Source organism: Micromonospora humida, from assembly GCF_016901255.1.
Lineage (GTDB): Bacteria > Actinomycetota > Actinomycetes > Mycobacteriales > Micromonosporaceae > Micromonospora > Micromonospora wenchangensis.
This window is the reverse complement of the sequence record NZ_JAFEUC010000004.1, coordinates 43,453-57,375: the sequence shown is the minus strand read 5'-3', so window position 1 is coordinate 57,375 and position 13,923 is coordinate 43,453. Positions and strand designations below refer to the sequence as shown.

The 13,923-nt window shown below is 73.2% G+C and carries 11 protein-coding genes; 4 read left to right on the top strand and 7 right to left on the bottom strand.

Annotated elements, in window-relative coordinates:
* Positions 1–79 precede the first annotated feature (79 nt).
* Complete coding sequence (locus JQX11_RS09870; RefSeq protein WP_204924704.1) at positions 80–784, top strand: hypothetical protein; 705 nt, start codon at positions 80–82, stop codon at positions 782–784.
* Between the two features lie 58 nt (positions 785–842).
* On the opposite strand, the gene JQX11_RS09865 is transcribed toward JQX11_RS09870, so the two are convergent.
* A complete protein-coding gene (locus tag JQX11_RS09865) occupies positions 843–1,292 on the bottom strand; it encodes a DoxX family protein (protein ID WP_204924703.1) in 450 nt (149 codons plus the stop codon).
* 988 nt (positions 1,293–2,280) lie between these two features.
* On the opposite strand from JQX11_RS09865, the gene JQX11_RS09860 reads away from it, so the two are divergent.
* Positions 2,281–4,038: a hypothetical protein gene (locus JQX11_RS09860; protein WP_307826135.1), complete on the top strand. Its 1,758-nt coding sequence runs from the start codon at positions 2,281–2,283 to the stop codon at positions 4,036–4,038.
* Between the two features lie 167 nt (positions 4,039–4,205).
* On the opposite strand, the gene JQX11_RS09855 is transcribed toward JQX11_RS09860, so the two are convergent.
* From JQX11_RS09855 to JQX11_RS09840, 4 genes are all read right to left on the bottom strand, one after another.
* Positions 4,206–5,381: an ABC transporter permease gene (locus JQX11_RS09855; protein ID WP_204924996.1), complete on the bottom strand. Its 1,176-nt coding sequence runs from the start codon at positions 5,379–5,381 to the stop codon at positions 4,206–4,208.
* A 77-nt stretch (positions 5,382–5,458) separates the two neighbouring features.
* Positions 5,459–6,145 (bottom strand): ABC transporter ATP-binding protein, encoded by a 687-nt coding sequence (locus JQX11_RS09850; RefSeq protein WP_204924995.1) that lies wholly within the window; start codon positions 6,143–6,145, stop codon positions 5,459–5,461.
* Positions 6,146–6,173: 28 nt separating this feature from the next.
* The gene (locus JQX11_RS09845) at positions 6,174–7,307 is read right to left on the bottom strand and encodes a peptidoglycan-binding protein (protein ID WP_204924702.1); all 1,134 of its coding nucleotides are present in this window, start codon (positions 7,305–7,307) and stop codon (positions 6,174–6,176) included.
* Positions 7,304–7,846, bottom strand: a complete 543-nt coding sequence (locus JQX11_RS09840) for a hypothetical protein (RefSeq protein ID WP_204924701.1) — start codon at positions 7,844–7,846, stop codon at positions 7,304–7,306. Before JQX11_RS09840 ends, JQX11_RS09845 begins: the two co-directional genes overlap by 4 nt.
* Before the next feature lie 124 nt (positions 7,847–7,970).
* On the opposite strand from JQX11_RS09840, the gene JQX11_RS09835 reads away from it, so the two are divergent.
* Together JQX11_RS09835 and JQX11_RS09830 are read left to right on the top strand one after the other, a co-directional pair.
* Entirely contained in the window at positions 7,971–8,627 is a 657-nt protein-coding gene (locus JQX11_RS09835) for a response regulator transcription factor (protein ID WP_088643197.1), read from the top strand.
* Positions 8,624–9,796: a sensor histidine kinase gene (locus JQX11_RS09830; protein ID WP_204924700.1), complete on the top strand. Its 1,173-nt coding sequence runs from the start codon at positions 8,624–8,626 to the stop codon at positions 9,794–9,796. Before JQX11_RS09835 ends, JQX11_RS09830 begins: the two co-directional genes overlap by 4 nt.
* A gap of 116 nt (positions 9,797–9,912) precedes the next feature.
* Here the strand turns inward: JQX11_RS09830 and JQX11_RS09825 are convergent, their stop codons facing one another.
* Both JQX11_RS09825 and JQX11_RS09820 read right to left on the bottom strand, forming a co-directional pair.
* Positions 9,913–10,887, bottom strand: coding sequence for an ABC transporter permease (locus JQX11_RS09825; RefSeq protein WP_204924699.1), 975 nt, complete (start codon positions 10,885–10,887; stop codon positions 9,913–9,915).
* Positions 10,887–13,841 carry an alpha/beta fold hydrolase gene (locus tag JQX11_RS09820; RefSeq protein ID WP_204924698.1) on the bottom strand — a complete coding sequence of 985 codons (2,955 nt, stop codon included), beginning with the start codon at positions 13,839–13,841 and terminating at the stop codon, positions 10,887–10,889. Before JQX11_RS09820 ends, JQX11_RS09825 begins: the two co-directional genes overlap by 1 nt.
* Positions 13,842–13,923 lie beyond the last annotated feature (82 nt).

Sequence of the window (13,923 nt, the reverse complement as noted above, 5' to 3'; positions counted from 1 at the left end):
TGACCGGCATTGCCATCGATCAGTACGGTGCGGGTGATCTGATGTCGAGAGAGGACCCCCGGCAATGCGACGGATACCGTTGAGCCTCACCAGTCTCGCCCTGGTCTGCCTGCTCACCGCGTGCGGGGGTGAGCAGGGCACGAAGGACGGGGCGGCGCCGACGGTCGGCCCGTCCGCCGAGCCCTCCACGGCCTCGGTGCTGAACGCGGCCACGGCCGAGCCGACGCCCACCGACGTCGAGCCGACCCCGCAGAAGAAGAGCGCCCCCGCCACCGCCCCGGCGGTCACCACCACTCCCCCGGCACCGGTGGTCAAGGCTCCGTTGACCTGCGCCCATCTGGCGGGCGCCAAGCTCGGCAGCAGCAAGACGCCCTACAACGGCTATCCGGACTACCTGCCGTTGAGCGAGGGGCAGTGGTCGGGCGAGGACGGCGCGACCGTGACGCTCCAGAAGCCCTGCGGTATCGGCGACCTCGACGGCGACGGCGCGGACGACGCGGTCGGCGTGGTCTCGATCAACTCTGGGGGCAGCGGCACCTTCTACACCGTCGCGGTGTGGCGCAACAACGGCGGCATGCCGGTGTTCCGGGCGCTGACCGATCTCGGCGACCGGACCCCGGTCGTGTCGGTGAGCGTGGCCGGACAGCGGGCCACCGTGGTCTGGTTGACCCGCAGCCCCAGCCGGGGCATGGCCGAGCTGGACATCAAGCGCACCTCGGTCTACAAGCTCTCCGGCAGCACGCTCACCGAGGTGAGCCACACCGACGCTCCCTACAACCCCTGACCGGCCGTGTCGCCGGGGCCGCCTCGTCGAGGCGGTCCCGGCGACACGGGTCAGCGCGTCAGACCGACACCGAGGCGGGCTCGGAGACCGGGGCCGCCGGGGCGTCGGAGCGCCGGCGGCCGAGCAGCGTGTCGAGCGCCCAGGAGCCCGGGCCGAGGACCGCGATCAGCAGGAACGACCAGCAGAACAGCGCGGACAGCTCGCCGCCGTTGCGCAGTGGCAGCAGGCCCTCCGGCTGGTGTACCACGAAGTAGGCGTACGCCATCGAGCCGGACGCGAGCAGCGCCGCGGGCCGGGTGAAGAGACCGGCCAGCACCAGCGCGCCGCAGACCAGCTGGATCAGCGCGGCCCACCAGCCCGGCCAGGCGCCGAGCGGGACAGCCTTGCCGGTAACCGGGTTGCCGCCGAACAACCCGAAGACCGACGACAGGCCGTGCAGCATGAACAGTAGGCCGATGACCATGCGGTACAGGGACAGGGTCGGCCCGCCGAGCCGAGAGACGTTCATGGGAACCTCCATGGAAGGGATTACTTCCCCCCATGATGAGGCATCGAAGCAGTTAAATCGATAAATTCTTTGTTTCTGGGAAGATCCCGTTGCGAGACAATACCCCACCCCTCCGCACCGCGGGTCGCCCCCACCGGCCGACGCCGGGCCGATCGGCACCGGACCCGCCCGCCGCGCCCGCGCCAACCGCCCCGACGGCGGCCGGCGCGACGCCGGACGTAATGATTGTTAACTATGAATGAACTGTCATCAACTTCATACGCGATGTTTATGGTAAATGAATATGCGCACAATTCGCGTGACCTCCGGCGGGCCCGTCGCGGGGCGGCCCGCACCGCCGTCCGACCCCGACCGCCGCACCCCGGACGACGCGGCCGACGCATCTCCCGACCGCCGCATCCGACCGCCACCCCGGCCGGTGTCACCGCACCACCGCCGTGCCACGTGCGAGTCCACTGAGCACGCCGGCAGGCATGCAGACCCACCACCCGCCCCGGCGGCAGCCGGCACCCCCGACCGACCGCCGTGGCCCGCGCGCCGGCTTCGGACGACAGCAGCCGGTTGGCACGGTATTCCCGGGAGACCCCGAAAGCCGGACCCATCAGCAATTCACCCGGCACCCGCGTCGAGGCACCCGACGTCGCTTCCGGACAGCTGCCCGCCGCGCCGACCACCCTCCTGGGCAGTTCAATAATCCTTAACAACCCGCATCGCGGTAACGGCCACCGTAATACGTTAACCTCGTCACCACGTTACGCCCGGAACTGCGAACCCACCCCCGGATTCATCAGTCACCCGCACCACACCCGACCGGCCCGTGATTCTCGTGCCGGCAATTTCGCACATCCACCGGACGAGGTTACCCAGGCAACCGGTGCTGCCATTCCGTGCGCAACGTCGACCCTCCATTCTCCCTGGTCGAGAGTGGTCTACCTGCTCTCCGTCCCGGCTGACGCCACCCCGACCGGCATTCACGGAAAGGACCACCGTGCGACGTCGACCGCTCCTGCCGTCACGACTGCTCGCCACATTCGGCACCCTGATTCTGCTACCTCTTCTCGCCACCCCGGCCAGCGCCGACACCCGCCCCGAATCGATACGGCTGCTCGCCAAGGCCGCCGCCGACGAGTGTTTCGCCGGGGTCGGAGTCGACTATCCCCCCGGACCGCCCTGCGCCGAGGGCCAGCCCAAGGTCAACCAGTCGTACGTCTGGGGGCTCGCCCAGGTCGGCCGCCGGCTCTGGTTCGGCACCGGAGCCAACGTGCTCTGCCTCAAGCCCGAGGGCTACCAGGTCCGCGAGCCGATCCTCAACGACGACTACGTCTGCGAGTTCGACCAGAGCCAGCCGGCCCGGGCCAACCCGACCTGGCCGGCCAACCTCGGCGACCACCGCACCCCCGAGGTCTACACCTACGACCTGGCCACCGAACGGCTCACCGAGCGCACCGCCGACATCACGTCGGCCTCTCCGGCGGACGCCAACCTGTTGAACACCACCGCCGGGCTGCGCAGCGCCGCCGCCCACCAGGGGGTCGTGCTGCTCGCCGGGCCCAGCGTGATCGGCGGGGTGAACGTGTTCGCCTTCGACGGCGTCACCGGCCGGTACCTCGGCTCGACCAACCTCTCCGCGTACGAGAACATCAGGCACTGGGTGGTGGCCGGCGGTGCGCTCTACGCCGGGGTCGGCGTGGGCGTCAACGGCGGCGAGGCGGGCAAGGTGCTGCGCTGGACCGGTGACCGCACCACCCCGTTCACCTTCACCGAGGTCGCCGACCTGCCCACCCAGGTCGCCGACCTCACCGAACACCAGGGCCGGCTCTACGTCTCCACCTGGCCCAAGGCGATCGTCGAGGGCTCGGTCGCCCCGTCCCCGGTCACCATGGTGGCCCCCGCCGACAGCGGCACCCCGCTGGCACCGCCCCCGGCCGACGACCCCAACGACCTGGCCAGCATCTGGATGAGCCCGCTGCTCGCCGTCGGCGCACCCGGTCTCAACCCGGAGGACGCCGGGAACTGGACGCAGGTCTGGTCGGCAGCCGAGTACGAGCCGGACCCGGTGGTCCGCCGGGCGTACGCCCTCGGTGGGCTCGCCTCCTTCGGCGGCCGGCTCTACTGGGGCACCATGCACGTGCCGCTGCAGGCGACCGCCCTGCACGTCTCGGTGTACCCGCCGCGTAGCCAGGCGCAGCTCCAGGCCACCGTGCAGAACACCCAGCGGGCGTTCGCGGTCTTCCGGGGCCAGAACCTCGGCGGTGCCCACGAACGGATCGAGACGCTCTACGGCGAGTCCACGCTGCCGGCCTTCGACCCGACCGCGAACAACGGCGTGGGCGCCTGGGCGCCGGCACCCACCGGCGTGACCCCGGTCTACGGCGGTTCCGGCTTCGGCGACCCGTTCAACCTGTACGCCTGGAAGATGGCGGTGGCCGGCGGCCGGCTCTACATCGGCACCATGGACTTCGCCTACATCTCGCTGGAGGGTCAGCTGCCGACGCCCCCGGCGGCCGGTGCCACCACCCCGCCCACCTTCGGCTCCGACCTCTGGGCGTTCGACGCGCCGGACCGACCCGCCCGCGCGGTCGACACCGGAGGCTTCGGCAACCCGCTCAACCAGGGGGTACGCACGATGATCGTGGACGGCTCCACGCTCTACGTCGGGATGGCGAACCCGATGAACCTGCGTACCGACCCGACGCCCGGCGTCCCCAAGGGTGGCTGGGAGCTGATCCGGGTCAGCCGCCGGTGACCCCGGCCGGTTGACCGTGGCCCGCCGGCCGGAACGGTCCCCACCGGCCGGCGGGCCACCCCGGCCCGCGCGTCACACCCGGAGAGGGGTGTGGCGCGCGGGCCGGGGGCACGTCGCCGACCGGACGACCCCGGGACGGCGGTCACGGGCCGGCGGGCGGCGGGCGGTCACGGGGCGGCGAGCGCCTCGGTGGGCGAGAGCCGACTGGCCCGGATCGCCGGGTAGAGCCCGGCCAGAGCGCCGATGGCGATGGTCGCCCCGATGCCGCCGGCCACCACCCAGAGCGGCACCACCGTCGGCCACCCCTGCGAGCTGGCGTAGCCGGCGGTGACCAGACCACCGATCAGCACCCCGCCGACGCCGCCGAGGGCGGACAGGAGCAGCGACTCGGCGAGGAACTGGGTCCGGATCTGCCCCCGGGTGGCACCCAGCGACCGCCGCAACCCGATCTCGGCCCGCCGCTCGATCACCGAGATGACCATGGTGTTGGCCACCCCCACCCCGCCGACCAGCAACGCCACCGCGCCCAGCCCGAGCAGCAGGCCGGTGAACGCCTCGTCGGTGGCCTGCTGGGCAGCGAGCGCGTCCGACGGCCGGGAGACCTGGATCTCGTTGGACTGCTCCGGGTTGGCCGTCGCCGCCAGCACCGCCCGGACGGCCTCGACGTGCTGCTCGACCGAGCGGGTGTAGATCCGGGTGGGGTGGCCGTCCAGGCCGAGGTAGGTGGTCGCGGCCGACCAGCCGACCAGCGCCGACGAGTCGAGTTCCGGGGCGAGCGGTACCGGCCGCAGGATGCCGATCACCGTGAACCACCGCCCGTCGACGTACACCTGGATGTCCGGCCCGGCCGCGCCGAGGCCGAGCCGCTGCGCGGCGACCGACCCGAGCACCGTGGCCGGATACCGCGCGGTGGCCTCGTTGAGCCAGGTCCCGCTGGCCAGCGAACCGCCGACGGTGTCGAGGAGGTCCAGCTCCACCGCCTGGGTGCCCAGGCCACCGGTCTCCGCCGCCGGAATCCGGTCCGACCGGTAGACCGGGGTGTCCGGCAGTTGTGCGGTGGCCGACACCTGGCGTACCGGGCCGATCCGGCTGATCATGCCGACCGCCTCGACCGGCAACTGGGCGTCCGCGCCGAACAGGGTGCTGCCCGGCGCGACGGTGAGCAGGTTGGTGCCGAGGGCGGCGAGCGTCCGGTCCAGGTCGGCCCGGGACGACGACGAGATGCCGACCACGCTGATCATCGCCGCGATGCCGATCGCGATGCCCAGGGCGGACAGGAACGCCCGCAGTGGCCGGGTGCGCAGCCCCACGCCGCCGACCCGCAGCACGTCCCGTGGGCTCATCCGGGCCGGTCGCAGCCGCTCCGGTCGCCCGGCGTCACCCCGACGCCGCGCGCCGGGGTGCCGCAGTGGGGTCGTGGTCATCGCAGCACCCCTTCGGTCGGCGCGGCGGAGTCCGCCACGATCAGCCCGTCGCGCATCTGCACCTGCCGGGGCAGGCTCGCCGCGATCTCCCGGTCGTGGGTGATGACCACGACGGTGGTGCCGGCCGCGTGCAGTTCGTGCAGCAGCTCCATCACCCCCGCACCGGAGCTGGAGTCGAGGTTGCCGGTCGGCTCGTCGGCCAGCAGCAGCGGCGGCTCACCGACCACCGCCCGCGCGATCGCCGCCCGCTGCCGCTCACCGCCGGAGAGCTGGTGCGGCCGATGGTCCAGCCGGTGCCCCAGGCCGACCCGTCGCAGCGCCGCCTCCGCCCGCCGCCGCCGCTCCCGCCGGGCCACCCCGGCATAGAGCAGGCCGTCCGCCACGTTCTCCACCAGGGGTACGCCGGCAGCCAGGTGGAACTGCTGGAACACGAACCCGATCCGGCTGGCCCGCAGCGCGGACAACTCCCGGTCGGACAGCCGGGCGGCGTCGTACCCGTCGATGCGGACCGCGCCCGAGCTGGGCCGGTCCAGGGTGCCGATCACGTTGAGCATGGTGGACTTCCCCGACCCGGACGGGCCGACGATGGCCACCAGGGCACCCCGGTCGACGGTCATCGACACCCCGCCGAGGGCGGCGACCGTGTCGCCGTACCGTTTCGTGACGTCGCGCAGCTCGACCACGTGGTCGGGGCCGGCGACCCGGGCCGGCTCAGTCACCGGGCATCCCCACGGTCAGCCCCGCGGTGACCCCCTCACCGGAGACCTCCACCCGGCCGTCCGCGAACAGGCCGGTGCGCACCGCGACGATCCGGGTGCCGGTGTCCTCCACGACCTGCAGCCCGTAACCGCCCTCGGCGAGGGTGAGCAGCGCCGCGACCGGTACGGAGAGCACGTCGGCACGTTCCGAGGCGATCAGGCCCAGATCCACCGCCGCCTTGTCGTAGCCGGCCAGCACCTTGGGGTCGTCCCCGGTGACGGTTACCTCGATCTTGGTTTCGGTCTCCGGGTCCTTGCCGGACGCCGCCGACGTCTGCACCACGGTCTCGACCGTGTCGACCCGGCCCGTGCTGCGGGTGCCGTCCGGCAGGGTGATGGTCACCTCCGCGCCCTTGCGGGCCAGCCGCTGGTCCTCGACGTCCAGGGTGCAGGTGACCAGCCGGGCCGTGCCGGTCGTCGACAGCACCGCCTTGCCCGCGCCGACGGTGTCACCGACCTCCACGGCGTGGCTCTCCACCCGCACCTCGCCGGGGGCGTAGACGATCCGCGCCGGTTCGACCTGACCGGTCTCCGGCAGGCCCAGGTCCTCCTGCCAGTCGCGGACCGCGTCGGCGGTCGCCGAGGTGAAGTCCTCGTCGACGTCGAAGCCGGTGTGCCCGAGCGCGGCGAGGTTCTGCTCGAACTGCTTGACGTCGGTGCCGCTGACCCCGGAACGCAGCATCCGGTACGCGGGCAGGCTGCCGTAGAGCAGCACCACCGGCTCGTCGTCGATCCGGTAGAGGGCCTTGCCCCGCTTGACCGTCGCGCCACCCGCGGCGAGCCAGGTGACCGTCCCGGCCAGCCGGCTCTCCCGGGCACGCGGGGTGCCGTACCCCAGCTCGCCGTTCTTGGTCTCCCGGTCGACCAGGGTCTGCCGGGTCACGGTGGCGGTCGCCGGCGGTCGGTCGACGGCGGCGGACCGGTCGGCCCGGCCGTCGGCGGCGGAGGTGACCGCGACGACCGCCACCGCCACGACGAGCAGGGCCACCGCACCGAGGAGGACCCCCACGCGTGGGCGTCGCCGCCGGGCCGGTGGCTCGTCGGGTGCGGTGGCGGTCGACTCGGCGGGGCGGGCCGTGGTGCTCATGACGTCCTCCGGCGTTCACCCAGGTTGGGCATGATCTCCCGGCACTTGTCGAACGCGGCCCGCACCTTCGGGTCCTTCAGGTCGATGTTGGCCTTGCCGGGCTGGATGCGCCCGTCGGCGGACGGGTCCGGGAAGTCCGGCACTCCGTTCTCCCGCATGCAGCCGGCCAGCTTGCGGACCTGCTCGGTCTGTTCGGCGTCGAGCTGCCGGGGTTGCCCCCCGTTGGGGGCGTACTCGCGGCACTCCTGGAGCGCCGCCTGCACCTTGCCCAGGTCGATGTCCGCCCCCGAGTCGAACCGGGGCCCCTTCTCCCCCGGCTGCGGGTCCGGCACGTCGAGTCCCTGTTCCCGCAGGCACGTGGTGAACTTGAGCTGGCGCTGCTCGTCGCTCAGCCCGGCGGCGGACACCGAGGGCTCCGCGCCGCCGCCACCTGCGGTGGCCACCCCGGGGTCGTCGTCGCCCCCGCCCTGGCAGCCGCTCAGGGCCAGGGCCGCCAGCACGGGCAGGGCCAGCAGCAGGCGCAGTGGATTTCGTCGCATCGTCGGTCTCCCTTCGGCCGGCAGAGAGCCGGCATTACGGATAACTCAACTCCTGAGGCGGTATCCAGGGCATAAGCGGTGGCGTTAACGCGGTGGTTATCCGGGCGTAGGCGAGGATGGAACGGTGCGCGTACTGGTGTGCGAGGACGAGAAGCTGCTCGCGGACGCGATCGCCGAATGGCTCCGCCGGGAGTCGTTCGCGGTCGACGTCGCCTACGACGGCGACGCCGCCCTGGAACGGATCGGCGTCAACGGGTACGACGTGGTCGTACTCGACCGGGACCTGCCCGTCGTGCACGGCGACGACGTGTGCCGGGCGCTGGTCCGTGCCGAACGGGACACCCGGGTGCTGATGCTGACCGCTGCCGCCGCCGTGCGGGAACGGGTCGCCGGCCTGGCCATCGGCGCCGACGACTACCTCACCAAGCCGTTCGCGTTCGTCGAGTTGAGCGCCCGGGTGCACGCGTTGACCCGCCGCACCCGCCCGGCCGCCCCGCCGAAGCTGAGCCGGGCCGGGATCGTCCTGGACCCGTCCCGGTTGGAGGTCACCCGGGACGGGCACTTCGTGCCGCTGTCCCGTAAGGAGTTCGGCGTGCTGGCCGAGCTGCTGCGCGCCGACGGCGCGGTGGTCTCCGCCGAGGACCTGCTGGAACGCGCCTGGGACGAGCACATCGACCCGATGACCAACGTGCTGCGGGTCACCGTGATGAAGCTGCGTCGCAAGCTCGGCGACCCACCGGTCATCGAGACCGTGCCCGGGGTGGGATACCAGATCCGATGAGGAAACCGACGATCCGGGCCAGGCTCACCCTCATCTACGGCGGCCTGTTCCTGCTCGCCGGCACGGTGCTGCTCGCCGTGACGTACGTGCTCGTCGACCAGCGGCTCGCCCACGGTCTCGGGTTCAACCTGCGCGGCAGCGGCGGCAAGGAGTCGATCTCGCTGCCGCAGGGCACCCAGATCAGCGCCAACCAGGCCGAACACCTGCGCACCATCGTCCGGCAGGTGCAGGACGACGCCCGCCGCGACGCCCTGGACTCGCTGCTCACCCAGGGCGGGGTGGCGCTGGCCGTGGTGACCATCGCCGCGGTCGCCTTCGGCTGGCTGGTCGCCGGCCGGGCGTTGCAGCCGTTGCAGCAGATCACCGGCACCGCCCGCCGGATCGCCGGCGCCGACGGCGCGGGCCGGGGGCTGCACGAGCGGATCGCCCTGGTCGGGCCGACCGACGAGGTGAAGGAGCTGGCCGACACGTTCGACCTGATGCTCGAACGCCTCGACCGGTCCTTCGACGGTCAGCGGCGCTTCGTCGCCAACGCCTCGCACGAACTGCGTACCCCGCTGGCGATCAACCGGTCCCTGGTGGAGCTGGCGATCACCCGGCCGGACTCCCCACCCGAGCTGCGGCAGCTCGGGGAGACCCTGTTGGCCGTCAACGAACGCCACGAACGGCTGATCGACGGGCTGCTCACCCTCGCCGACTCGGAGAACGCCCTGGCCGAACACGCCGAGGTGGATCTCGCCGAGATCGCCGGGCACGTCGCGGAGCAGACCGCCCGGTCGAGCACGCTCGCCGTCACCCGCGAACTGGCCCCGGCGCGTACGGCCGGCGACCCGGTGCTGCTGGAACGGCTCACCCAGAACCTGGTGGAGAACGCCGTCCGGCACAACGTCGACGTCGACGGTTGGCTCTCGGTCGCCACGGCGGTGGTCGACGGTCGGGCCACCCTGACCGTCAGCAACAGCGGCCCGGTGGTGCCCGGGTACGAGATCGAGACGATGTTCCTGCCGTTCCGCCGGCTCAACCGGGAGCGGGTCGCCGGTCAGCGGGGCTTCGGCCTGGGGCTGTCCATCGTCCGGGCGGTGGCGCGCGCGCACGGCGGGACGGTGCGGGCCGTCCCCCGCCCCGACGGCGGCCTCGTGGTCACCGTCTCCCTCCCCGGCCCCTCCTGACCCGGCCCGCGGCCCCGGTCGTGATCGACCCCAACGGGGCCGATGTTGCGGTATCCGGCGGAAGGGATGGCGCAACATCGGCCCCGTTGCGACGGCTATCCGCGCGACGGGTCGGGTCAGCTCGTGACGTCCTTGCGGGTGAAGCGCCAGAAGGCCAGGCCCCAGAACAGGGTGGCGTAGCTGACCGCCGAGATCGCGCCCCGGACCACGTCGTCGGTCTGCATCGGGGTGGACAGCAGGCCCAGCCAGGCGCTGCTGTAGTGGGTCGGCAGGAAGTCCCGCAGCACCCCCAGTGCGGTGATCTGGTCCAGGATGCTGGACAGGATCCACAGCAGCACCGCGCCACCGACCGCGCCCAGCGCGGCGTCCGTGACCACCGACAGCAGGAACGCCAGCCCGGCCACCACCAGCAGCACGACCGCCAGGTAGCCGAGCACCGCCAGCAGCCGGAGCAGCCCCTCGGCCGGGGTCAGCTCGGCGGCGACCTGGCTGGTCAGCGGCGACCAGCCGTAGCGCAGGGTGCCGGCGAGCAGGGCCGTGCCGGCCAGCAACAGCAGGGCCAGCCCCGAATACGCCAGCGCCACCAGCAGCTTCACGGTCAGCAGCCGGGCCCGGGGCACCGGCACCGCCAACAGGTAGCGCAGGCTGCCCCAGCTCGCCTCGCTGGCCACCGTGTCGCCGCAGAACAGCGCCACCACCACGACCAGCAGGAACGACGCCGACACCAGGATCGAGAAGAGGGTGAAGTTGAGCCCGCCCGAGGTGGCCAGGTCGGCGAGGCTGGCGAACTCGCCCCGGCCCCCGCCGTCGTCGTCCCCGGACTCGAACTGGAACGCCACCAGGATGATCAACGGCAGCAGCACCATGAACCCCAGCGCCAACTGGGTACGCCGCCGCGACGCCTGCCGGCGGAACTCCGCCCCGAACGGCAGGGTCGCCCCCGGCCGGTACCCGGCCGCCGCCCCACCCGGCCCGAACCCGCCGCTCCGCGCACCGCCGCCCGACGCCGCACCCCCCGACGCCGCACCGGACGGAACCGCACCGCCGTTCGGGCCAGCGCCCGACGGTGAGCCCACCGAAGAACCTGCCATCACCGGTCACCGCTTCCCCGAGAGTTCTCGCCCACCAGGGCGAGGAACGCGTCCTCCAGGCGACGCCGCGGCACCACCCGGTCCACCCCGATCCCGGCCCGGACCAGCTCGGCCACCACCTCGCTGCGGGCGGTCCCGTTCGTGTCCACCACCAGCCCACCGGCACCGCCGGACGCACCGGCACCGGCACCGCCGGCCGCAGCACCGCCGCCGGCCACCGCACCCGCGCTCGGCGGGACGTCACCGCCGTCGTCGGCGCCGAGCACGCGGACCCCGTCGAGGCGGCTCAGCACCTTCCGCGCGGCGGCCTGGTCGGTCACCTCGAACAGGGTGCTCGGCGACTCGCCGACGATCTCCTCGACCGGGCCTGCGGCGACGATCCGGCCCTTGTTCACCACCACCGCGTGCGTGCAGGTCTGCTCCACCTCGGCCAGCAGGTGACTGGAGACCAGCACCGCCCGGCCGTCGGTGGCGTACCGCTGGAGGACCCGGCGCATCTCGGCGATCTGCGGCGGGTCCAGCCCGTCGGTCGGCTCGTCGAGCACCAACAGCTCCGGCAGGCCCAGCATGGCCTGCGCGATGGCCAGCCGCTGCCGCATGCCGTGGCTGTAGTTCTTGGTCCGCCGGTGCACCGAGTCACCCAGGCCGGCGATCTCCAACGCCTCGTCGAAGTGCGCGTCCGCCCACGGCCGCCCGGTCGCCCGCCAGTACGCCTTCAGGTTGTCCAGGCCGGACAGATGCGGCAGGAAGCCCGGCCCCTCCACCAGCGCGCCGATCCGCGACAGCACCGGTGAGCCGGGCACCAGCCGGTGCCCGAAGACGTAGATCTCCCCGGCGGTCGGCTGGGTGAGCCCCATCAGCACCCGCAGGGTGGTGGTCTTGCCGGCGCCGTTCGGGCCGAGCAGGCCCATCACCTGGCCGGGGTGCACCTCGAAGTCCACCCGGGAGACCGCGACGAAGCCGTCCGCGTACTCCTTGCGCAGGTCGCGGACGGCGAGCGGGATGCCCGCGTACTCGGGGTGGACGGAGTCGTCCTGGCGGCGGTGCCGGCGGCGGACCACGGCGACGACCACGACGAGCCCCACCAGGATCGCGGCCAGCAGGGCGACCAGCACCCAGCGCCACACCGTGGCGGTGGTCGGGATCGGCGTGGCGGTGACCGTCGGCAGGCTCACCGCCCCGTCGACCGCCACCGTGTAGACGGCCGGCGCGGCCGGCGTGGTGTACGCCTGGTCGGCGGTGGCCAGCACCACCCGCAGCCGGTGCCCGGCCTCGACCCGGCGGACGATCGCCGGCAGGGTCACCTGGACCGGCTGCGCGGCGTCGATGGTGGCCGGCAGCCCGGTCAACCGGATCGGGGCGACCAGTCCGTCGGGCAGCGTCGCCGCGCCGGCCGGGTCGACGTCGTAGAGCTTGGCGAACAGGACCGCCTCGCCGGTCGCCGACGCGGCCCGGACGGTGACGGTGGGTGCGCCCACCACGTCTACCGCCTCGGCCAGCGGCGTCGACTCGAACCGGGCGTGCTGGCCGGGCACGTCGCCGGCGACCCCGTCGAGCAGGGAGCCGAGCGACCCGGCGAACGGGATCGCCGAGATCGCCGCCGGGTTGCCGTTGGGCGGGTTCGCGACCGGCTGGGCCGGCCCGGTGACCGGCACCTCCCGCCGGGCGTCCCCGGTCACCCCGGGATAGTCGGCGGTGCGGTAACCGGTGGCGACGAGGCCCCGGTCGAGGGCGTCGAACCCGGCGATCCGGGAGAACGTGAAATCGTCGCCGGGGGCCGCGCCGGTGCCCTTGACGTAGTGGTCGAGCCACTGCACGGTCAGGTACTTCACCCGGTCGGAGTCGCTGGTCGGGCCGGCGCCGCCGTCGTGGCCGCCGGTGAACCAGGCCACCCGCACGGGGGTGCCGGCGGCGGCGATGCCACGCGCGTTGGCGTCCGCCTCGGTGAGCGGGAAGAGGGTGTCCGCCTCGCCCTGCACCAGCAGGGCGGGGGCCTTGATCCGGCCCAGCACGTCGGCCGGGGAGGAGCGCCGGAGCAGGTCCACCGCCGCCTGGTCGGCCCGCCCGGTGGTGGCGATCCGCAGGTACGCGGCGCAGACGTCGGCGGCGAACCGGCCGCAGGACGGGTCGGCGGCGGCCCCCGGCACGCGCGGCGACCGGCTGCCCGGCCCGTTGCCCGGCTGCGGGCTGGGTGCACCGGCCGACGCGGGAGCGCCCTCCGGCTGGACGGCGGCGGTGTTGCCGGACAGCCCGGCCGGGCCGGAACCGGCACTGCCGCCGCCGCCGAAGAAGATGCCGGCCCAGCCCTTCTTGAACACGCCCTCGGTGGCCGGCTTGCCGGTGCTCTCCGGCAGGAAGGCGCGGGACAGGTCGTTCCAGGTGATCATGGGGACGATCGCGTCGACCCGGGGGTCCTGGGCGGCCAGCAGCAGGGCCAGACCGCCGCCGTACGAGCCGCCGACCACCCCGACCCGGGGGTCACCGGCGGCGTCGGTACGCACGTCGGGGCGGGCAGCCAGCCAGTCCAGCAGCCGCTGGGCGTCGCGCACCTCGTAGTCGGGGCTGTCCAGGTGGATCTGCCCGCCGCTGCGGCCGAAGCCCCGCGCGGTCCAGGTCAGCACCGCGTAGCCCCGGCCCACCAGGTCCTCGGCGTCGGCGCGGACGGAGTCCTTCGTACCGCCGAAGCCGTGCGCCAGCAGCACGGCCGGGACCTTCCGGTCGGCCGACGCGCCCTTCGGCAGGTAGAACGTGGTGTCCAGGTCTACGGGCTCGTCGCCGGCCGGCCCGGAGCGCACGGTGAGCATGGTCGACTCGGTGCGGAAATCCGGCCGGTCCGGCCAGACCGCCCAGCCGACGACCGCCGCCAGCAGGACGACGACCACCGACGCGGCGACCGCGCGACGACCGGTGGGCAGGGCACGACGGACCCGTGCGGCCGACAACGGCGATTTCATTCGGCTCACGGTACGGCCCGGAAGCTGAGCGTTGGCTGAGATCCGCCGTACGTCCGTCCTGGGCAGCCGATCGTCGGTCGAA

Bases quoted from the DNA above. Each gene is read 5' to 3' on its own strand.
- JQX11_RS09825 (WP_204924699.1), bottom strand. From the start codon at position 10,887: ATGGCAGGTTCTTCGGTGGGCTCACCGTCGGGCGCTGGCCCGAACGGC.
- JQX11_RS09845 (WP_204924702.1), bottom strand. From the start codon at position 7,307: ATGAGCACCACGGCCCGCCCCGCCGAGTCGACCGCCACCGCACCCGAC.
- JQX11_RS09820 (WP_204924698.1), bottom strand. From the start codon at position 13,841: ATGAAATCGCCGTTGTCGGCCGCACGGGTCCGTCGTGCCCTGCCCACC.
- JQX11_RS09840 (WP_204924701.1), bottom strand. From the start codon at position 7,846: ATGCGACGAAATCCACTGCGCCTGCTGCTGGCCCTGCCCGTGCTGGCG.
- JQX11_RS09865 (WP_204924703.1), bottom strand. From the start codon at position 1,292: ATGAACGTCTCTCGGCTCGGCGGGCCGACCCTGTCCCTGTACCGCATG.
- JQX11_RS09830 (WP_204924700.1), top strand. From the start codon at position 8,624: ATGAGGAAACCGACGATCCGGGCCAGGCTCACCCTCATCTACGGCGGC.
- JQX11_RS09855 (WP_204924996.1), bottom strand. From the start codon at position 5,381: ATGAGCCCACGGGACGTGCTGCGGGTCGGCGGCGTGGGGCTGCGCACC.